This is a genomic window from Kitasatospora sp. NPDC056076, assembly GCF_042266305.1.
GTDB lineage: Bacteria > Actinomycetota > Actinomycetes > Streptomycetales > Streptomycetaceae > Kitasatospora.
This window is the reverse complement of record NZ_JBHJWG010000023.1, coordinates 80,826-100,898: the sequence shown is the minus strand read 5'-3', so window position 1 is coordinate 100,898 and position 20,073 is coordinate 80,826. Positions and strand designations below refer to the sequence as shown.

The following is a 20,073-nucleotide window of genomic DNA, read 5'->3' as shown; positions in this document are numbered from 1 at the left end:
GTGAACTCCTTGTTCCCGTCGATTCGGTGGTGGGGCGGTGGTGCCGGGGGTGGTGCCGGTCAGCCGCCGAGCGCGGCGGCGCCGAGGACGTCCGCGACGGCCCGTACGTGCGGCTGCCGGACCAGGCCGTAGTGGTCGGTGTCGAGGCGGTGCAGCCGGAACCCGCCGGCCACCACCGCGCGCCAGGCCTCGGCGCTGCCCAGGGCCCGGCCGTCCCGGCTCTCCAGGTAGACCACGTCGCCGGGGTGGCGGCGCGGCCGGTAGGCGTGGTGCGCCCGCAGGTTGGCGGCGAAGACGCGGTGGCGCGCCTGCCAGGCCTCGCTGCCGGACTCGTCCGGCGGGGCGCCGGTGAGGGCCAGGGTGTCCTGGAGCAGCGCCTCGGTGGTCCGGTCGTCGTCCAGTGCGTCGAGCTGTCCGGGCGCGGGGAAGGCGGCGTCGACCATGCAGAGCGTCACCTCCCGCCCGGCCGCGGTCAGCAGGCCCGCGGCCTCGAAGGCCAGCACCGCGCCGAAGGACCAGCCCGCCAGGTGGACCGGCCCGGCCGGGTGGTCCCGGACGATCCGGGCCACGGCGGCCGCGGCCATCTCCTCGACGGTGCTCCCGACCGGCTCGGCGCAGTCCAGCCCGGACACGGCCAGCTGCGGGTCGAGGGCGCCGGCCAGGGCCAGGTAGCCCAGCGCGCTGCCGCCGACCGGGGGGAACAGCCACAGCGGCTCGGCGGGGCCGGGGCGCAGCGCCAGCACCTCCCAGCCGTTCCCGGCCGCGGCCGGTGCGGGCGCGGTCAGCAGGGCCGCCAGGCGTTCCACCGTGTCGTGGGTGAACAGCTCGGCGACGCCCAGCCGGCGGTCGAAGTCCCGGCGCAGCCGCCCGATCAGCCGGACGGCGGCCAGCGAGTGCCCGCCGACCTGGAAGAAGCCCTCGTCGGCGCCGAAGTCCGCGGTGCCCAGCACGTCCGTCCAGGCGGCCGCGACCAGGGCCTCGGCCGGGTCGAGCGGACGGGCGGGCGCGGCGCTGCGGGCGGCCCGGCCGGGGGCCGGCAGCCGCTTGCGGTCGACCTTGCCGCTGACGGTCAGCGGCAGCTCGGCGAGCGGCTCCCAGAGCGCGGGCACCATGTGCCCGGGCAGCAGGCGCTCGGCGTGCCGGCGCAGCTCCCCGGCCGGCAGCCCGGCGCCGGGCCGGGCGGTGTAGTAGCCGATCAGCCGCTCGCCGTCGAAGGTGACCGCGGCCGAGCCGCAGTCCGGGTGCGCGGACAGCACGGCCTCGACCTCGCCGGGCTCGACCCGCATGCCGCGGACCTTCACCTGGGCGTCGCCGCGCCCCAGGTACTCGATCGCGCCGTCCGGGCGGCGCCGGGCGAGGTCGCCGGTGCGGTAGAGGCGTTCGGCGGTGCCGTCCGGCCAGGTGTGCTCGACGAAGCGCTCGGCGGTGAGGTCCGGGCGGCCGTGGTAGCCGTCGGCCAGGCCGACACCGCCGATGTGCAGCTCGCCGGTGACGCCGACCGGGACGGGGTGGCCGGCCGGGTCGAGCAGGTGGATCCGGGTGTTGGCGATCGGCCGGCCGATCGGCACGGTGTCCGCGTCCTCGCGCACGCAGTGCCAGTACGTCACGTCGACGGCCGCCTCGGTGGGGCCGTACAGGTTCGCCAGGGCGGCCTTGGAGCGGTCCAGGAAGTCCCGCTGGAGCTCGGCCGGCAGCGCCTCGCCGCTGCACACGACCTGGCGCAGCGCGGTGGCGGCGGAGAGGTCGGCGGCGTCCAGGAAGGCCCGCAGCATCGAGGGGACGAAGTGCGCCACGGTGACGGACTGCCGGGCCAGCACCTGTTCGAGGTAGCCCGGGTCCCAGTGGCCGCCGGGCTCGGCGACGACCAGCGCGGCGCCCTCGCGCAGCGGCCAGAAGAACTCCCAGACCGAGACGTCGAAGGTGTACGGCGTCTTCTGCAGCACCCGGTCCTCGGCGGTGAGCCGGAACTCCTCCTGCATCCAGTCCAGCCGGTTGGCGATCGCCCGGTGGGAGACCACCACGGCCTTGGGGCGGCCGGTGGAGCCGGAGGTGTGGATGACGTACGCCGGGTCGCCGGGCCGCACCTCGACCTCGGGGGGAGCGGCGCCGGGCGCGAGGTCCTCCGGGACGAACTCGACCCGGACGTCGGGCAGTTCGAAGCCCTCGGTGCCGGCGGCGGTGAGCACCACCCGGCAGCCGGACCCGGCCAGCAGGGCCGCGGTGCGCCCGGCCGGGTCGGCCGGGTCCAGCGGGACGTAGGCCCCGCCGGCCTTGAGCACGGCGAGCAGCGAGACCACCAGCTCCGGGGAGCGCTCCTGGACGATCCCGACGTGGTCGCCGGGCCGGACGCCGAGGGCGGCCAGCCGGTGCGCCAGGGCGTCGGCCCGGCCGTCCAGTTCGGCGTAGTCCAGCACCCGGTCGCGGAACAGCACAGCGGGGGCCTCGGGCCGCTCGGCGGCCCGGCGGGTGATCGCCTCGTGCAGCAGGTGCGGGCCGGGGCGGTCGCGCTCCGTCCGGTTCCACCCGTCCAGTTCGGCGAGTTCGGCCGGGGCCAGCAGCGGGGCGGCGGTGGGGGAGGCGGCCGGGTCGGCCAGCATGGCCCGGAGCACGGCCACGTGGTAGCCGAAGTACCGGTCGGCGTCGGCCGCGGCGATCCGGTCGGCGTCGTAGCGCAGGCCGAGCCCGATCAGGTCGGTCGAGGTGTCGCGGTAGAACTCCGAGCCGAGCAGGAAGTCGGTGGGGGTGTGGCTGTACTCGTCCAGCACCTCCACCCCGTCGGTCGGGACGTCCGACTCGTTGCGGAAGTGGGTGTAGTTGAAGAAGGTCTCGAAGGAGGCCGCGCCGGCCACCCGGCCGCGCAGCTCCGGCATCGGGAAGCGGCGGTGCGGCTGGATCGCGAGGTCCGTCGCGGCGACCTGCCGGATCAGCGCGGACCAGCTCTCGGCGGCCACCCGGCAGCGCACCGGGAGGGTGTTCAGGAACAGCCCGACCACCCGGTCCCCGTCCGGCTCGGCGATCCGGCCGTTGTAGACCGCGCCGGAGACCACGTCCTCGGCGCCGGTCAGCAGCGCGATCACCCGCAGGTGCGCGGTGAGCAGCACGATCCGCACCGGGACCTGCAAGCGGGCGGCCAGCACGCCGAGCCCGGCGGACAGTTCGGCGGGCAGCTCGCGCGGCACCACCGTCATGTCCGGTACGCCGGTGCCCGGGGCGGCCGGCACGGAGCCGAGCGCCAGGCCGTCCAGCTGCGCCTGCCAGAAGGCGAGTTGCTGCAGGTCGCGGACGGCGGCGCGCTCCAGGGCGACGAAGGAGCGGTAGTGGGCGCGGGGCGGCGGCGGCAGGGCGGCCGGGCCGTCGGCGAGCGCGGCGAGGTAGAGCGAGAGCAGCTCGCCGAACAGGATCCGCTCGCTCCAGCCGTCGATCACGGCGTGGTGGACCACCGTCCACAGCTGGACCTCGTCCTCGGCCAGCCGGGCGAGGTGGTAGCGGATCAGCGGCGGGCGCTCCCAGTCGAAGAGGTCGCGGCCCTCCCAGTCGGTGCGCTGGTCGATCAGGGCCCGCTGCTCCGCCTCCGGCAGCCCGCGCAGGTCCTCGAAGCTGACCGGCGGGTGGGCGATCCGGGCGTGCACCACCTGGAGCGGTTCGGTGAAGCCGCCGGGCGCGAAGGAGGTGCGCAACAGCTCGTGGCGCTCCAGCAGTTGGGCGACGGCGGTACGCCAGGCCGCGGCGGAGAAGGCCACCCGCAGCCGGCTCACCAGCACGTCGTGGTACATCGCGGTGTGTGCCTGCTGGCCGCTGCGGTAGAGCATGCCGGACTGCAGGGCGGTCAGCGGGTACGCGGCGACGGCGTCGGCGGGCAGCCGGGGCCGGTCCTCGGCCGCCACCAGGTCGAACGGTCCGGTGGCGGGCGTGCCGGCGCCGGCGGGCTCGGTGGCCCGCACCAGCGGGGCCAGCTCGCGCACGGTCTGGTTGCGGAGCAGGTCGCGGACCCGGAAGCCGAGGCCGCGGGCGCCGGCCCGGGCGACGATCTGCACGCTGCTGATGGAGTCGCCGCCGAGCTCGAAGAAGTTGTCGTCGATGCCGACGGCGGGGCGGCCCAGCACCTCGGCCCAGACCTCGGTGAGCACCCGCTCGGTCTCGTCGCGCGGGGCGGTGTCGGCGGGGGCGGCCTCGGGCTGAGCGGAGGCGGCCTCGGCCTCGGTGTTGATCTCGGTGTTGGTCTCGGTGAAATCGCTTGCGGAAGAGGCGAGTTCGGCGGCAGTCGACGCGGTGTCGGAGCCGAGGAAGTCGGTCAGCGGGCGGTCCGGCTGCTCGGCGGCCAGCTCCAGCACCCGGGCGTAGCGGGCGCCGAAGTCGGCGATCCACCCGGGCGAGAAGCGGTCGGCCCGGTACTCGAACTCGGCGACCGCGCCGTCCGGGGTGCGGTTGACCTGGAGGGCGAGCTGGTACTTGGCGGTGACCGACGGCACCTCGACCGGCCGGAACTCCAACTCCCCGGCCCGGACCGGCTCGAAGAAGTCCTCGCCGACGGTGAAGGCGACCTGGAAGACCGGCGAGTGGTCCTGGTGCCGGGTCGGCCGGACGTCCTTGACCACCGTCTCGAAGGGCACCGCCTGGAGGTCCTGGGCGCGCAGCACGGCGGTGCGCACCCGTTCCACCAACTCGCGGAAGGTGCGCGGGCCGTCGAGGTCGGTGCGGACCGCGATCATGTTGACGAAGCAGCCGACGGTCCGCTGGAACTCGGTCCGGCTGCGGTTGAGCGCGGGGGTGCCCACGATGACGTCGCGCAGGCCGGTGCGGTCGGCGAGCAGCAGGTCGTAGGCCGCCAGCAGGACGGTGAACAGCGTGGTGCGCTGCTCGGTCGCGAGCGCGGCGAGCCGTTCGACGGCCGGGCCGGGCAGCGGGAGGTCGGCGGTGCCGCCGGGGGCGGTGGCGGCGGCCTCCGGGTCGGCGGCGGTGGTGCGGCCGGTGGTGCGGCCGGTGGCGCGGTGGGTCGGCCGGACGTCCCCCGGCAGTTCCAGCACGGGGAGTTCGCCGGCGAGCAGTTCGACCCAGGCGCGCCGGGCGCGTTCGCCGGCCGGGCTCTCCAGCCACTCGTCGTGCCAGAGCGAGTAGTCGCCGTACTGGTACTCGACCTCGGGCAGGTCGGGCTCGGTGCCGGTGGTGAACGCCCGGTAGTGGGCGATCAGTTCGTCGCGCACCAGCTTGGCCGACCAGCCGTCGAAGACGGCGTGGTGGCAGCAGAGCGCCACCACGTGGCTGCCGTCGGCGCAGCTGAGCACACCGGCCCGGACCAGCGGGCCGCGTTCCAGGTCGAAGGGGGCGCGGGCGGCGTGCGCCATCCGCTGTTCGCGCTCCTCCGCGTCCCGGCAGGTGGCCAGGCGCCATTCCAGCCTGGGTTCCGGATGGACGACCTGGAGGAGTCCCTGTTCGTGAATGCGGAAAGTGGTGCGCAGTGCCTCGTGCCGTGCGAGCACGGCGGTCACGGCATTCCGGAGTGCACGGATGTCGACCGGTCCCCGGACTTCCCAGAAGCACGGGATGTGAAAGGTCGGTGCGTCACCCACGGTCTGCTGTGCGAGGAAGAGTTGCTCCTGGACCTTCGACGCCGGGAACGGATCCTCGTCCGCGGCGTCCGATTGGGCGGGGAACTCGCTGTCCACGGCTCGTAGACGCCCTTTCCTCCTGGGTATGGAGACACCTCCGCGTCCCCCAGGAACGTCAGCATACAGGCGGGAAATGGCTCGGCAAGGGGCAAGATCTTGCCTCGCCCGTAAGGGATTTGACCTCTGTCATGATCGCATCGAGTAGGGTAGTCTCGCGGCATCTTGCAGTGATGAGAGCGGGGGATCAACCCATGCCCGAGCGTGTCGTTCCGATCTCGCCGCAACAGCGCAGGCTGTGGCTCCTGCACAGCCTGCATCCGCGGCTCCCGCTCTACAACGGCCCGGTGGCGCACGAGATCAGGGGGGGACTCGATGTCCCCGCACTGGAACAGTCAATCCGTGCACTGATATCCCGGCACGCCGCGCTGCGGACCGGATTTTCCGTGGTCGACGACCAGCCCGTGCAAGTGGTCGTGGACCACCTGGAGTTCAGCCTTCCCGTGCACGACCTGAGGGGGGATCCCGATTCCCTCCGGGCCCGGGTGCGGGAGGCCGCCGCGGAGCCGTTCGACCTGGAGCGCCCCGGAGTCTTCGACTTCCGGCTGTTCCGGTCGGCGGACGCGGAGTGGACGCTGCTCCTGAACCTGCATCACATCGTCACCGACGGCTGGTCGAACGCGGTGATCGCCGCCGAGATCGGCCGCGGCTACGCGGAGGTGCTGGCCGGGCGCCCGCCGGTCGCGGGGGAGGCCGGGCACGACTACGCCGAGTACGGCGCCGCGCTGGCCCGGCGGCTCGCCGACGGCCTGGCGGAGCGCCAACTCTCCTACTGGGCCGAGCACCTGGCCGGCGCCCCCGACCTGCTGCGACTCCCGCTGGACCGGCCCCGGCCGGCCCGCCAGCGGTTCCGCGGCGAACTGCTGGACTTCGCGCTGGACGCCGGCCTCGCCGAGCGGGTGCGGCAGACCGCGGCCCGGCACCGCACCACCGACTACGTGGTGCTGCTGGCCGCCTTCACCCTGCTGATGCACGCCTACAGCGGGGAGCGCGACGTGGTGGTGGGCGCGCCCGTCACCAACCGGGACGACTCCGACCTCGACGAGACGATCGGATTCTTCGTCAACATCCTTCCGTTGCGCAGCCGGAGCCGGCGCGGGGAGAGCTTCTCGGAGTATCTCCAGCGCTGCCGTGCCACCTTCATCGGGGGATTCCGCAACCAGTCGGTGCCTTTCGACGAAATCGTCAAGGTGACGGACAGTCAGGGTGCGGTCAGCCACTCGCCGCTGGTTCAGGCGGTATTCGGATACCACCAGGAGTCCCCGGCCCCCCTCCCGCTGGAGGGCCTGCGGACGAGCCGCTGGAACGTCCCGACCGGATTCGTCCAGACCGACCTGGAGTTCGACCTCGCACGAGCCGCGGACGGTTCCGTGGCCGGTGTCATCGCCTATGACAGCGACCTGTTCGACGAAGCGACCGTCGCCCGGCTCGGTGCGAATTACCGCGCCCTGCTGGAGGGGGCGTTGGCCGATCCGCAGGCACCGCTGGCCCGTATCGAACTGCGTTCCGCGGCGGAAATCCGGCTCGACCGGGAGGTGAACGGAACCACCGCCGAGTTCCCGGCCGACGTCTGCCTGCACGAGCTGTTCGAGGCGCAGGCGGCGCGCACCCCGGACGACGTCGCGGTGGTCTCCGAAACGGCCCGGCTCAGCTACCGCGAGCTGGACGAGCGGGCCGAGGCGCTCGCCCGGGAGCTGCGGGCGCGCGGCGTCGGCCCCGAGCACGCGGTCGGCATCTGCCTGGAGCGCTCGGCGGAGATGGTGGTGGGGCTGCTCGGCATCCTCAAGGCCGGCGGCGCCTACCTGCCGCTGGACCCGGCCAGCCCGCCGGCCCGGATCCGGCAGATCCTGGCCGACGCGGGCGCTCCGGTGCTGCTGGCGGCGCGGGCCCTGGCGGAGGAGGTCGACGCGGCCTCGGTCGGCGCGGTGACCGTCGACCCGGTGGACCTCGACCTCGCGGACCTCGACCCGGCGGACCTCGACCCCGCGGCGGTGCCCGGCGCCCCGGCCGGAGGCCCCCGTCCGCACCCCGAGAACCTGGTCTCCGTCTACTACACCTCCGGCTCCACCGGCATGCCCAAGGGCGTGGCCAGCCGGCACCGCGGCTGGGTCAACCGGATGGTCTGGATGCAGCGCAAGCACCGGCTGGCCCCGGGCGAGACGGTGCTCCACAAGACCACGCTGACCTTCGACGACGCCGCCCTGGAGATCTTCTGGCCGCTCTCGGTCGGCGGCCGGGTGGCCGTGCTCGAACCGGGCCGCCACCGGGACCCGGTGGCGGTGCTGGAGGCCGCCACCCGGTACGAGTCGGTGTACCTCCAGGTCGTCCCGAGCATGCTGAACGCGGTGCTCGACCTGGTGGAGCAGGTGCCCGAGCGGGTGCCGCCGCTGCTGCGCAACACCACCTCCAGCGGGGAGGCGCTCACCCCGTCGACGGTCGAGCGCTTCCACCGGCTGATGCCGGGCGCGCTGCACAACACCTGGGGCGCCACCGAGGTGTCCATCGACTCGACCTGCCACACCTGCGGCCCGGCCGACGGCAGCGCCACCGGAGCGGTCAACCTGGGCCGCCCGTTCGACAACAACACCGTGCACGTGCTGGACGACGAACTGCGGCCGGTACCGGTCGGCGTGGTCGGCGACCTCTACATCGGCGGCCTCGGCCTGGCCCGCGGCTACCTCAACGACCCGGCCCGCACCGCCGGCGCCTTCCTGCCCGACCCGTTCCGCCCCGGAGAGCGGCTCTACCGCACCGGCGACCAGGGCCTGCTGCACCCCGACGGCGGCTTCCGCTTCGTCGGGCGCAGCGACCACCAGGTCAAGATCCGCGGCATGCGGGTCGAACTCGGCGAGATCGAGACGGCGCTGCTCGGCCACCCGCAGGTGAAGGAGGCCGTGGTGGTGATCGCGGCGCAGGGCCCGGCGCAGCGGCTGGTGGCCTTCGTCACCGCCGTCGACCCGGCCGACCCGCCGACCCTCGACGCGGTCCGCGAACACGCCAAGGAGTGGCTGCCGCAGTACATGATCCCCGCTCAGTTGGTGGTCGAGCGGGCCTTCCCGCTGAACGCCAACGGCAAGGTGGACCGCAAGGCGCTCACGGTGCCCGAGCCGCCGGCCGGTTCGCAGGCCTCCGGCGGCGAGGCGCCGCGCACGCCCTCCGAGCAGTTCGTCGCCGGGGTGTGGCGGGAACTGCTCGGGGTGGAGCGGATCGGCGCCGAGGACGGCTTCTTCATGCTCGGCGGGCACTCGCTGATCGCCACCCGGTTCACCGCGCGGGTGCGCCAACGGCTCGGCGTGGAGTTCCCGCTGGTCACGCTCTACTCGGAGCCGACGGTCCGGGCCACGGCGCGGACGCTGGAGGAGCTGGTCGCGGAGAAGCTGGCCGCCGCCCAGGCGCAGCCGCCCACGGAGGCGCAGGCGCAGTCCGCCGGGGCCGAGCGGTGAGCGGCGGCTGGGACGCCGTGGTGGTGGGCGCCCGGGTCGCGGGCGCCGCCACCGCCCTGCTGCTGGCCCGGGCCGGCCGCAAGGTGCTGCTGATCGACCGGGCCGCCTTCCCCTCGGACACCATGTCCACCCTGTTCATCCACCAGCCGGGCGTGGCCAAGCTCTCCGAATGGGGCGTCCTCCCGGCACTGCTGGACTCCGGCTGCCCGGTGCTGGACACCATCAGCTACGAGGTCGGCGGCGTCCGGCTGGCCGCCCCGGCGCCGGTGATGCCGGGCGCCCCGGCCGCCTTCGCCCCGCGCCGCCAGGTGCTGGACCAGCTGCTGGTCGACGCGGCCGTCAAGGCGGGCGTCGAGTTCGTCGACCGGGCCAACCTCCAGGAGCTGGTGCACTCCGACGGCCGGGTCACCGGCGTCCGCTTCCGTACCGCCACCGGTGTGCGCACCGAGTACGCCCGGCTGGTGGTCGGGGCCGACGGGATGCGCTCCCGGGTGGCCCAACTCGTGGACGCGCCACTGGAGGTGAGCGACCCGCGGGCCAGCTGCGTCTACTACACCGCCTGGACGGGCATCACCACCGGCTTCGGCTTCCACGAGAGCCCCGGCAACTGGATCGTCCGGATCCCCACCCACGACGACATCACCCTGATCTCCACCTACTTCCCGCAGGACCGCTTCGCCGAGGTCAAGCAGGACCCGTTCCGCCACCACCTGGCGGCCGTCCGCTCCACCGCGCCCGAGCTGTACCAGCAGGTCGCCGAGGCCGACCAGGTCGAGGCGATCATCGGCACCGGCGACCAGCAGAACTACTTCCGCCGCGGGCACGGCCCCGGCTGGGTGCTGGTCGGCGACGCCGGGCACCACCTGGACACCATCAGCGCCCGCGGCATCACCAACGCCCTGCTCCAGGCCGCCTTCCTGGCCGAGGAGCTGGCGGTGGGGACGGCCGACCCGGTCCGGCTGGACGCCGCGCTCGCCCGGTTCACCCGCCGCCGGGACGAGGAGCTGACCGAGCCGTACCAGAGCACCCTGGAGCTGGCCAGGCTCACCGTGACGCCGTCCCGGCTGGAGATGCTGCGCACCATCGCGGCCTCGCCCGAGCTGACCGGGCGCTACTTCACCGTCGTCGCGGGCATGCTCGGCATCGACGAACTCTTCGACGACGACGCGCTGTTCGACGACCTCGACGACCTCGACGACCTCGACGACGAAGACCAGTTCTGACCCCCTTTATCAGGAGGAACCGCATGAGTCCCGCTCCACTCTCGCTCTGGGGCGGCGAGTCCCACCCGCCCTGCCTGCTGGCCGCGTTCGAGGAGCAGGCCCTCGCCACGCCCGGCGCGACCGCCGTGGTCGACGGCGAGCTCAGCCTCACCTACGGCGAGCTGCTGGCCCGGGTCAAGGGCATCGCCGACGGCCTGGCCGCCGCCGGGATCGGCCCGGAGGACCGGGTCGCCGTCACCGGCCGGCGCAGCGCCGCCGTGGTGGCCGCGCTGCTGGGCACCATGTGGGCGGGCGCCACCTACCTCCCGCTGGACAGCGAGTACCCGGCGGCGCGGCTGGCCCACATGCTCAAGGACAGCGGCGCCGGCCTGGTGCTGTACGCGGACGCGCCGCCGGAGTTCGAGGTGCCGGTGCCCGCCCTGCCGATCGCCGGCCTGCCGACCGCCGGCACGGCCGCGAAGGTGGACTGCCGCCCCGAGCTGTGGACGTACATCATCTACACCTCCGGCTCCACCGGCCTGCCCAAGGGCGTGTCCGTGCCGCACAGCTGCCTGGACGTGATGGCCGACTGGCAGCGCAGCCACTCCGTCCGCCGGGACCTGCGCACCGGCCAGTTCGCCCCGCTCAACTTCGACGTCTCCTTCCAGGAGGTGCTCGGCACCCTGTGCGGCGGCGGCACGCTCGTGGTGGTGCCGGAGGAGCTGCGGCAGGACCCCTTCGAGCTGCTGGAGTGGCTGGGGGAGAACCGGATCGAGCGGCTCTTCCTGCCGTACGTCGCCCTGCAGATGCTCGCCGTGGCGGCGGCCGAGGAGGAGTCGCTGGAGCACCTGGCGCTCGCCGAGGTCAACGCGGCCGGCGAGCAGCTGGTCTGCACCCCGGACATCCGCGAGCTGTTCGCCCGGCTGCCGGGGTGCCGGCTGAACAACCACTACGGGCAGAGCGAGTCCGCGATGGTGACGGCCCACACCCTGACCGGCCCCAGCGCCTCCTGGCCCGCGCTGCCGCCGATCGGCGTGCCGCTGCCGGGCTGCGAGCTGCTGATCGACCCGCTGGACGCGGCCGAGCCGAACGTCGGCGAACTGCTGGTGGCCGGCGCGCCCTTGTCGCCCGGCTACCTCAACCAGCCGGAGCTGAACGCCAAGCGCTTCGTCACCGTCGACCCGACCCCGCAGGGGCACACCGCGGCCTTCCGCACCGGCGACCTGGTCCGGCTGGAGGACGGCGCCGTGACCTTCCTGGCCCGCCGGGACAAGGACGTCAAGATCCGCGGCTACCGGGTCAACCTGCTGGAGATCGAGGTACGCCTGCTGGACCTGCCGACCGTCTCCGCCGCAGTCTGCGTCGCCCTGGACGACGGCCAGGGCTCCCGCTCCCTCCACTGCGCGGTGACTGTCGACGCGGGCGCCGCCCCGCTGGACCCGGCCCTGGCGGCGGACGAACTCCGCCGCCACCTCCCGGACCCGTACATCCCCCGCACCTTCACCACCGTCGCCACCCTGCCCCGCACCCACAGCGGCAAGGTCGACCGCGACGCGGTGGCCCGCACGCTCGCCGAGCGGCACTGAACGTCCGACCGAAAGGAGGGGCCGTCCTGCCCTGGACGGCCCCTCCCCGGTGCCGTGACACGAGTTCCCTCAGCGGCGGGGTCTCAGCCCGCGCACCTCGGCCACGTGATGGCCTGGCCCTCCGGCGTGACGAGGATCCCGAAGGCCTCCAGCCCCGGGGACCCGTCGGTCAGCCACCGTGTCAGGTGCTCCTCGATGTCGTCCCAGAGCCGGGCCGGCCCTCCCTGGCGGACGGTCCACCGGTTCCCCTCCCGGGTGAGAGCGGCCCATGCACCGGCCTCGACATCGATGATGACGGGCCGCTCCTGGCCGCCGCCGACGCCGAGCATGACCCTCTGAGCTCGGGGAGCCGCGATCTGGGAGACGAAGCGGGCCGTCCAGTCGCCCAGGACGTCGGGCCCGTGGACGGCGGCGCGCTCGTCCCCGGCGTCCAGGTCGGGCAGCATGCCGAGTCGCGGCGGCAGTTGGGGGCGGGCGAGCATGAACGAGATCTGCCCCCCGAGGAAGCCGCCGTGTGCGGTGCCGTCCTCGCTCACGGTGAGCCGGGCGAGCTCCGAGGAGTACATCCAGCCGCACACGGTGGCCAGGATGATCCCGCCCGGTCGGGTCTGCTCGATCCAGGCGGGCGGGATCGTGAGGACACCGCAGGTGGAGATGACCCGGTCGAACCGATGGCCTCCGGCGACGCCGGCCAGGGCGTCGCCGACGACGAGCTCGGGGAAGAACCCGCAAGCTCCCAACGACACGCCGGCCCGTGCGGACACCTCCGGATCGACCTCGACGGAGACGATCTTCTCCTCGCCCAGCCGGTGGCAGCCCAGCGCGGTCGAGTAGCCGGTGCCGGTGCCCGCTTCGAGAACCCGGTGGCCGTCCTCGACCCGGAGCTCCTCCCACATGCGCACCACCAGGTTCGGCATGGTGCTGGAGGACGTCGGGGTCCGCATGATCTCGCCCCGCAGGTCGCCGGGCACGATCGTCCCGGCGACCTGGGTGACCAGGGACTCGTCCCGGTAGCACTGTTCGAGCCAGCCCGGTGCGTCCGGCATGACGGGACGCCAGGCGGTCGGCGCGGAGCCGGGGACGGCGTCGAACCATCCGCCGCGCAGGAACGCCTCACGGGGCACGGCCTCCACGGCCTCGCGCCACGGCCCGGTCCTCAGGGCCCCGAGCTCGGCCAGGCTGTCGGCGAGCGCCCGGCGCAAGGGGGCGCTGTCGCCGGCGGTCCGGGTCATCCGGTCCTCCTCTCCAACAGGTCGGCCATCGCCGCGAGCATCGGCAGGCCGGTCTCGGGCTCCAGCCAGTACCACTGGCCGGACGGATTGCACTCCAGGAACCACCATCGACCCTGCCGGTCCACCGCGAAGTCGAAAGCACCGAAGACCAGCCCGAAGCGAGCGAGGTAGGCGTGCAGGGCCTCGCCGATACCGGAAGGCAGCGCGACGACGGAGTAGGTGAGCCTGCTGTAGTCGGTCCGCCAGTCCAGCAGGTCACAGTCGATCCGCACGGGAAAGACCTGGTCGCCGATGACGGTGACGCGGACGTCCGCCTGCTTGTCGATGCGCTGCTGGAACAGATGGGCGGTGCCGGCCACCGAGCCGTCGATCTCGTCCGCGGCGACCTCCGCCACCTCGACGGTGCACGAGACACCACCGACGCGGTAGAGCGGCGCGGACAACGGCTTGTGGATCACCGCACCGTGGCGCCTGATGAACTCCCTCGCGGCATCGGGCTCCGAGGTGACCAGCGTCGGTGGGACCCGGAAGTCTGCGGCGGCTGCTGCGGCGAGCCCGGAGGGCTTGAACTCGGCGTCGCCGATCCGGTGGGGGTGGTTGACGTACAGACAGCCGGGCAGGGACGCCAGGACACCGCCAAGGCCGTATCGGGCCTGGGCGACGGCGAAGCGGGCGTCCTGCCCGTCCAGCGGGAACGTGAATCCGGACGGACGCCTGTAGTACAGCGACCGGACCGCCGACAGGTCGGCGGTCCGGGAGGGCGTCGTGATCGAGCCCTCGACGCCGGCGGAGGTGATCGTGGCCGCGACCGACAAGGCATGGGGGAAGTCCCCGGAGTCGAGCCGCACGACCGGGACACCCCGGTCGTGCAGCTCGACGATCACCAAGTCGGCCGTGGGGTCGTCCTTGACGGTGACGACCAACACCGGGCCGACGGCGGTCACTGGTCTCCGTCGTTCCCCGTGTCCTGGTCGCCACCACCGGCTCCGCCGCCGCTGGAACCGTCGGACGGGTTGCCGGTGTTGGTGGGCGGGTTGGTGCCGGTGCTGGTGCCGTGGCCGGGCATGTCCATCACGGCCCCGGTGGCGTCGAAGTAGCGGCCGGCCTGGGTGGCCGGGTCGATCTCGACCCGGGCGTACCCGGGCGAGAACGCCGGGTACGGTGCCATCCTGCGCACGCCCCACGGCACGGGGGTGGCGACGCCGACAGGCAGCGGACGTCCGGTGGGAAGCCGGTCGGAGTGAGCGAACATCAGGCTGTACCTCCTCGTAGATGATGCTGATGGCCGTGCTGGTGGCGCCGGGCCTCCCGACCGGCTCCGGAACGATCACCTCGGCGGGCTCCGTCGTCATGGTCACAGTCCCGGTGGGTATCGAAGCGGTGACGTTGTGTCATTTCGACTGTAGGGCGGACCAGACGGAGGTAGGACTGACTGGCAGTACGTATTGGGTGCCGTCCGGAAGGAGTGCACGCTGTGACCGGAACCCTCGCCGGGTTCGTGCTGCGCCTCTGCCGGGAGTCCGCCGGGCACACACAGAGTGGGATGGCTGAGATTCTGGGCGTGGATCTGGCGACAGTTCAGGGCTGGGAGTCGGGCCGTCGGCCGCTGGCGAACATGAAGGCGGGGGCCCTTCTGGAACTGCGGCGCAAACTGCCCGTACTCGGTGCGGATACCGTGCTGGTGGCGCTGCTGGACCCGGCGATGGACGCGGACCGGATCATCGCCGCTGCGCTCGATCCCCCGCGTGACGCTCTGCTTCACCCGCTCGCCGGATGGGTGCACGATCGGGCCGTGGCACACATGATCGGCTGGGCGATACAGGGAACACCACCTCCGGTGGTTTCTGCTCGGCCGCTTGCTTCTCGGCGCGGCGCGGCGCCGAAGTCCCCGATGCTGACGGCCGTGGATCGGCAGCAGCTTTTCGCTCACCTGCGTCAGGTTGCCGAGGAGTCACATCGGGCCGGGACGGCAGCGCCCCTGCTACGGCGCCAGGCCCTCTACCTCACCAGCTACGACCGGACGCCGGAGGCCCGGGCCTGGACCGCGCACACCCTCTACCGGGGTCGGGGAGTGCTGGGACTACGGGGTTGGTCGGAACGGTGGGCGGAGGCCCGGTCCATGGCGACCGCGCTGGCGAGGCAGGGCGACCAGCAACCACTGATCGACTTCATCGAACGAGCGCTCGTCGACGACGACGAGGGCGAGGTCGCGAACCTCAACTACTGGGCGCACTGGCTCGGCGCGGGCAGCGGACAGCAGGCGGACGACCGGTTCATGGCCGATCGCAACCTGTCCGGTCTGGACCCGGTGCGCCTGTTCCGGCTGCTGGTGCGCGGCGTTGACGAGGCCCCGACCTACGCCGAGCTGTATGCGCACACCCTGTGGGCGCTGTTGCGCCTCCATCCGTGGCTGCCGCTGGCGGCTCCGGACACCGCCGGTTTGCTGGCCTCGCAGTCGGAAAGGCTGCTCGATGGCGCCGGCCCGGTCCTATCCTCAAGATCTCGGCGGGAGTTCGCCGCTGTGCACGAGCAATCCGTACGAAGGAGTACCTGATGGCAGAGGACATCACCGCCGAGGCCGCGGCCGGTACGGCGACCTTTGTGGCGGAGATGGGGGTGCTCAAGCGGGTGCGCCGTACTGGCTGGTGGCACGCGGGGGTGCGGGATCCGGAGTCGATCGCTGAGCACTCCTGGCGCACGTCGGTGATCGCGGCGGTGCTGGCGATGATGGAGGGCGCCGACCCGGCGAAGGCATCACTGCTTGCGACGTTCCACGACAGCCAGGAGACCCGGATCGGGGACATTCCGCACATCGGTCGGCGGTATCTCTCGGCCTCCCCCAACGAGACGGTCACCGCGGACCAGGTGGCGACCGCGCATCCGGCGGTGCGGGCAGGTGTGCAGCGGATCGTGGAGGAGTACGAGCAGGGTGACAGCCTGGAGGTGATCTGCGCCCACGACGCGGACAAGCTGGAGTGCCTGGTGCAGGCCGTGGAGTACCGGGAGTCCGGGTACCCCCATGTTCAGCCGTGGATCGACTCCAGCCTGGCCAAGTTGAAGACGGCGTCCGCGCAGGCCTTGGCGGAGGCGGCGTTGACCATGACGACGCTGGAGTGGCGGGAGACCTACCTGCGCTGATTCAGACAGGAGGGAGGCCCGCCCCGGCGAGGCGGGCCTCCGTCATCAGCGCAGGGAGGGGCGCTTGCTGGTGCCGCGGCGTTGGGTGACGATGGCGGCGACTGCGGCTACGGTGTCCGCCGTGATCAGGTCGGCGACCTTCAGTGCGGTGCCGAAGCGGCGGTTCAACCGGCCGACGACCTGGATGGCGGCGAGGGAGTTGCCGCCGAGGTCGATGAACGAGGCTGTGGCGCCGGGGAGTTCGGGCAGGCCCAGTACCTCGTGCCAGGTTTCGCCGACGGCGGTGCGGATGGCCGGGTCGGATTCGGGGACCGGGGCGGCGGCCTCGGCGGCGAGGCGTTCGAGCTCCGGGCGGGCGATCTTGCCGTTCTGGTTGACCGGGAGCTCGGCGAGGGCGAAGACCCGGGCCGGGACCATGCTTTCCGGCAGCCGCTCGCGCAGGTGGGCGCGGAGCTGCTCGACGGAGGCCTCGCCGGTCACGGACACGTAGGCGGCCAGCGACTGGGCGATGCCCGCCGAGTCGCGCACCGGCACCACGACGGCGTCCGCCACCGCCGGGTGCTCGCGCAGGCAGGACTGGATCTCGCCGAGCTCGATCCGTACCCCGCCGATCTTCACCTGGTGGTCGACCCGGCCGATCAGCTCCAGTTCGCCGTCCGCGCGCAGCCGGGCCAGGTCGCCGGTGCGGTAGAGCCGGGCGCCGGGGACGGTGGAGAACGGGTCGGGCAGGAAGCGCTCGGCGGTGAAGGCGGGCCGGTCCTGGTAGCCCCAGCCGACGCCGAGCCCGCCGAGGAACAGTTCGCCGAGCTGGTCCACGGCCGCCGGTGCGCCGAAGGCGTCCAGCACGTGGGCGCTCTGGTTGGTCATCGGCCGCCCGTACGGGACGGAGCGCCAGCGCGGGTCGACGGCGGCCACGTCGTAGTAGGTGCTGTCCACGGAGACCTCGGTGGCGCCGCCCAGGCTGATGAACCGGGCCTGCGGGAAGGCCGCGCGGACGGTGTCGGGCTGGGCCAGCGGGATCCAGTCCCCGCCCAGCAGGAAGGCCCGCAGTGCGCCGGTGCGGCCGGTGCCCCAGGTGCGCAGGAACTGGGCCAGCGAGGACGGGACGGAGTGCCAGACGGTGATCCCGGCGTGCTCGACCAGCTCGGCCCAGTGTTCGACGTCGTTCTCCCGGCCGCGTTCCGGCAGGACGAGCGTGGCGCCGGTCATCAGCGCGGCGAACACGTCGTACACCGTCATGTCGAAGCTCGGCGAGGAGACGCCGAGGATCCGGTCGCCGGGGCCCAGCTCGTAGCGGGCGCTGAGGTCCAGGATCATGCTGGTCCGGCCGACGTGGTCGAGCAGGGCGCCCTTGGGCTCGCCGGAGGAGCCGGAGGTGAAGATCACGTAGGCGAGGTCGCGGCCGGTCACCGGCACCGACGGCAGCGAACCGGCCGGGGCGGCCGGCAGTTCCTCGACCGGCCCGAGGACGATCAGCGGCACCCCCGTGCTGCTGTCGGCGCCGTTCGCGGCGCCCAGGGCGTCGGCGACCACCACGTCGACCCGGCCGAGGCGGTGCAGCACCTCGCGGCGGTGGGCGGGCAGCATCGGGTCCAGCGGGACGAAGGCGGCTCCGGTCTTCAAGGCCGCGTACGCCGCCACCACCAGCTCCGCGCTGCGGGTCGCGGCCACCCCGACCCGCCCGCCGACCCCCACGCCGAGGGCGGCGATCCGGGCGGCCAGGGCCTCGGCCTTGGCGTCCAGTTCGCCGTAGGTCAGGCTGAGCCCGCCCTGCACCACGGCGATCCGCTCGGGGGCCTCGGCGACCCGCCGGGCCACCCGCTGGTGCAGGCAGACCGGTTCGGCCAGCGGCGGCCCGGGCCGGTTGACCTCGGCGACCAGCTCGCGCTCGGCGGGGGTGAGGTGGTCGACCAGGTCGATCCGCTGCCCGTCGGGGGCGGTCAGGAAGGCGGCCAGGTGCGCGGCGACCCGGTCCAGGGCGTGCGCGTCGTCCGGCCGGGCGGTGGCCCGCACGCGCAGCGTCCAGCCGCCGTCAGGGGCCGGGGTGAGGGCGAACACGGCGGGGGAGGAGTCCGGGTGGACGGACAGCTCCAGCGGGCGCCCCTCGGGGAACCCCTCGCAGTGCCGGGCCAGGGCAGCCCGGCAGGCCGCCAGGGTGGGCGCGGATGATCCGGTTCCGGCCAGTTCGGCGGGCTCGATCCGCCAGGCCGTCCACTCCTGCTGCCCCTCGGCGCGGCCCCACACGGTGACCGGCCGCAGGCCGCCGTAGCGCAGCACCAGCGCGCCCAGTCCGGCGGCGAGGTCCGCGGGCGCGGCGGCCGGCAGGCCGGTCAGCGGCCCGGACTCGACGGCCTCGGGCCGGTCACCCCACAGCACCGGGAGGACGGGGTCGGCGTGCTCGGTCATGAGGAGGCTCCCTGGTGGGGTTCGTGACGGGTGTACGGGGCCGCGGCCAGCAGGTCGGAGCCGCGGGCGCCCGGGCGCTCCAGCGCGGCCCGGAGCAGGGCCTGCAGCTGTTCGGCCAGGCCGGCCGCCCAGGCCGGGTCGAAGGCCTCGGTGGAGTACTCGATGCTGAGCAGGAAGTCCGGGCCGTCCTCGATGAAGGTCACCGTGGCGTCGAAGGCGTGCCGCCCGGGGTAGAGGTCGACGTCCTCGCAGCTGACACCGGGCAGCTCCGGGCGGCCGGGGGCGCTGCCGCCGGTGCGCAGCTGGAGGGTGACCTGCGCGAGCGGGTTGCGGCCCGGGCGGCGGGCCGGGGCGAGCCGGCGCACCACGGCGCCGAACGGCACCTCGTGGTCGATGGCGGCCAGGGTCGCGGCGTTCAGCCGGGCGGCGAGCTGCTCGACCGTGGGGTCGTCGGCGAGGTCCGCCCGCAGTACCACCATGTTGACGAAGTAGCCGATCAGTGGTTCGAGTTCCGGCTCGCCGCGGCCGGCGAACAGGGTGGCGAAGGCGGTGTCGGGGCGGCCGGTGCGCTCGGTCAGGGCGAGCGAGAACGCCGCGCCGAGCAGCGGGAACAGCGAGAGCCGGGCGGCCCGGGCCCGTTCGGTCAGCGCCCGGTGCAGCTCCGGGTCGAGCCGGACCACCAGCCGGTCGGCGGCGAAGGACGGCCGCCGGGGGCGGCTGCGCCCCGCCGCCAGGTCGACGGCCGGGAGGTCGCGCAGGGCGGCCTCCCAGTGGCCGAGCAGCTCCTCCAGCTCCGGCCCCTGGAAGCACTCCCGCTGCCACCGGGCGTACCGCCGGTACGGCACCGGGAGTTCGGGCAGCACCGCCTCCGGGTCCTTGCCGGCCAGCAGTGCCGCGTACCCGGCGGACAGTTCGTCGGTGAGCACCCGCAAGGACCAGCCGTCGGTGGCGATGTGATGCATCACCAGGCTGAGCACGTGCTCCTCGGGGCCGAGCCGGAACAGCCGGAGCCGGAACGGCCGACCCGCCGCCAGGTCGAAGGGCTCACGCGCCTCCCGGTGCAGGGCGTCCGCCAGCTCGGCCCCGTCGGCGACCTCGCACAGCGGCAACTCGGCCTCGCCGGGCGGCAGCACCAGCTGGTACGGGTCGCCGTCGTCCGCGCGGAAGGCGGTGCGCAGCACCTCCTGCCGGCGCACCACCAGGGTCAGCGCCCCCCGCAGCAGTTCGGGCCGCAGCGGGCCGCGCAGCCGGAAGGCCAGCGGGACGTGGTAGGCGGCGGTGCCGGGCACCAGTTGCTCGAACATCCACAGCGCCTCCTGGCCGGAGGACAGTTCGTACCGCTCGGCCGGGTCGGCCGCGCCGACGGAACCGGGCATCGTGCTCCCATCGAAGTGTCGGAACGT

General features: G+C 73.6%; 11 protein-coding genes. 5 read left to right on the top strand and 6 right to left on the bottom strand.

Annotated elements, in window-relative coordinates; genetic code table 11:
- Window positions 1-59 precede the first annotated feature (59 nt).
- Window positions 60-5,663 carry an amino acid adenylation domain-containing protein gene (locus tag ACFC1T_RS20550; protein ID WP_375890529.1) on the bottom strand — a complete coding sequence of 1,868 codons (5,604 nt, stop codon included), beginning with the start codon at window positions 5,661-5,663 and terminating at the stop codon, window positions 60-62.
- Between the two features lie 131 nt (window positions 5,664-5,794).
- Here ACFC1T_RS20550 and ACFC1T_RS20545 point away from each other — a divergent pair, with 131 nt between their 5' ends.
- From ACFC1T_RS20545 to ACFC1T_RS20535, 3 genes are read left to right on the top strand one after another with little or no spacing between them, the layout of a single operon-like run.
- Complete coding sequence (locus ACFC1T_RS20545; protein ID WP_375890527.1) at window positions 5,795-9,106, top strand: amino acid adenylation domain-containing protein; 3,312 nt, start codon at window positions 5,795-5,797, stop codon at window positions 9,104-9,106.
- Entirely contained in the window at window positions 9,103-10,329 is a 1,227-nt protein-coding gene (locus tag ACFC1T_RS20540) for an NAD(P)/FAD-dependent oxidoreductase (RefSeq protein ID WP_375890526.1), read from the top strand. The genes ACFC1T_RS20545 and ACFC1T_RS20540 overlap by 4 nt, the downstream gene beginning before the upstream one ends.
- Before the next feature lie 23 nt (window positions 10,330-10,352).
- On the top strand, window positions 10,353-11,894 hold the full coding sequence (locus tag ACFC1T_RS20535) for an AMP-binding protein (protein WP_375890524.1): 1,542 nt from the start codon (window positions 10,353-10,355) through the stop codon (window positions 11,892-11,894).
- A gap of 83 nt (window positions 11,895-11,977) precedes the next feature.
- Here the strand turns inward: ACFC1T_RS20535 and tgmC are convergent, their stop codons facing one another.
- Genes tgmC through tgmA form a run of 3 tightly spaced genes read right to left on the bottom strand, consistent with a single transcriptional unit; the run spans window position 11,978 to window position 14,378 of the window.
- On the bottom strand, window positions 11,978-13,126 hold the full coding sequence (gene tgmC, locus ACFC1T_RS20530; protein ID WP_375890522.1) for an ATP-grasp peptide maturase system methyltransferase: 1,149 nt from the start codon (window positions 13,124-13,126) through the stop codon (window positions 11,978-11,980).
- Complete coding sequence (gene tgmB, locus ACFC1T_RS20525) at window positions 13,123-14,070, bottom strand: ATP-grasp ribosomal peptide maturase (protein ID WP_375890520.1); 948 nt, start codon at window positions 14,068-14,070, stop codon at window positions 13,123-13,125. Before tgmB ends, tgmC begins: the two co-directional genes overlap by 4 nt.
- A complete protein-coding gene (tgmA, locus tag ACFC1T_RS20520; protein WP_375890518.1) occupies window positions 14,067-14,378 on the bottom strand; it encodes a putative ATP-grasp-modified RiPP in 312 nt (103 codons plus the stop codon). The genes tgmB and tgmA overlap by 4 nt, the downstream gene beginning before the upstream one ends.
- A gap of 222 nt (window positions 14,379-14,600) precedes the next feature.
- On the opposite strand from tgmA, the gene ACFC1T_RS20515 reads away from it, so the two are divergent.
- Together ACFC1T_RS20515 and ACFC1T_RS20510 are read left to right on the top strand one after the other, a co-directional pair.
- A complete protein-coding gene (locus tag ACFC1T_RS20515; RefSeq protein WP_375890517.1) occupies window positions 14,601-15,680 on the top strand; it encodes a helix-turn-helix domain-containing protein in 1,080 nt (359 codons plus the stop codon).
- On the top strand, window positions 15,680-16,264 hold the full coding sequence (locus ACFC1T_RS20510) for an HD family hydrolase (RefSeq protein ID WP_375890515.1): 585 nt from the start codon (window positions 15,680-15,682) through the stop codon (window positions 16,262-16,264). The genes ACFC1T_RS20515 and ACFC1T_RS20510 overlap by 1 nt, the downstream gene beginning before the upstream one ends.
- Before the next feature lie 45 nt (window positions 16,265-16,309).
- Here ACFC1T_RS20510 and ACFC1T_RS20505 read toward each other — a convergent pair whose 3' ends face one another.
- Window positions 16,310-18,670 (bottom strand): non-ribosomal peptide synthetase, encoded by a 2,361-nt coding sequence (locus ACFC1T_RS20505; RefSeq protein WP_375890513.1) that lies wholly within the window; start codon window positions 18,668-18,670, stop codon window positions 16,310-16,312.
- Window positions 18,667-20,046, bottom strand: coding sequence for a condensation domain-containing protein (locus ACFC1T_RS20500; protein ID WP_375890511.1), 1,380 nt, complete (start codon window positions 20,044-20,046; stop codon window positions 18,667-18,669). Before ACFC1T_RS20500 ends, ACFC1T_RS20505 begins: the two co-directional genes overlap by 4 nt.
- Between the last annotated feature and the right edge of the window lie 27 nt (window positions 20,047-20,073).

What these genes read in the sequence shown, in the direction of transcription:
- ACFC1T_RS20510 (WP_375890515.1), top strand. Translation starts at nt 15,680, where the DNA reads ATGGCAGAGGACATCACCGCCGAGGCCGCGGCCGGTACGGCGACCTTT.
- ACFC1T_RS20545 (WP_375890527.1), top strand. Translation starts at nt 5,795, where the DNA reads ATGATCGCATCGAGTAGGGTAGTCTCGCGGCATCTTGCAGTGATGAGA.
- tgmC (WP_375890522.1), bottom strand. Translation starts at nt 13,126, where the DNA reads ATGACCCGGACCGCCGGCGACAGCGCCCCCTTGCGCCGGGCGCTCGCC.
- ACFC1T_RS20535 (WP_375890524.1), top strand. Translation starts at nt 10,353, where the DNA reads ATGAGTCCCGCTCCACTCTCGCTCTGGGGCGGCGAGTCCCACCCGCCC.
- ACFC1T_RS20505 (WP_375890513.1), bottom strand. Translation starts at nt 18,670, where the DNA reads ATGACCGAGCACGCCGACCCCGTCCTCCCGGTGCTGTGGGGTGACCGG.
- tgmA (WP_375890518.1), bottom strand. Translation starts at nt 14,378, where the DNA reads ATGTTCGCTCACTCCGACCGGCTTCCCACCGGACGTCCGCTGCCTGTC.
- ACFC1T_RS20500 (WP_375890511.1), bottom strand. Translation starts at nt 20,046, where the DNA reads ATGCCCGGTTCCGTCGGCGCGGCCGACCCGGCCGAGCGGTACGAACTG.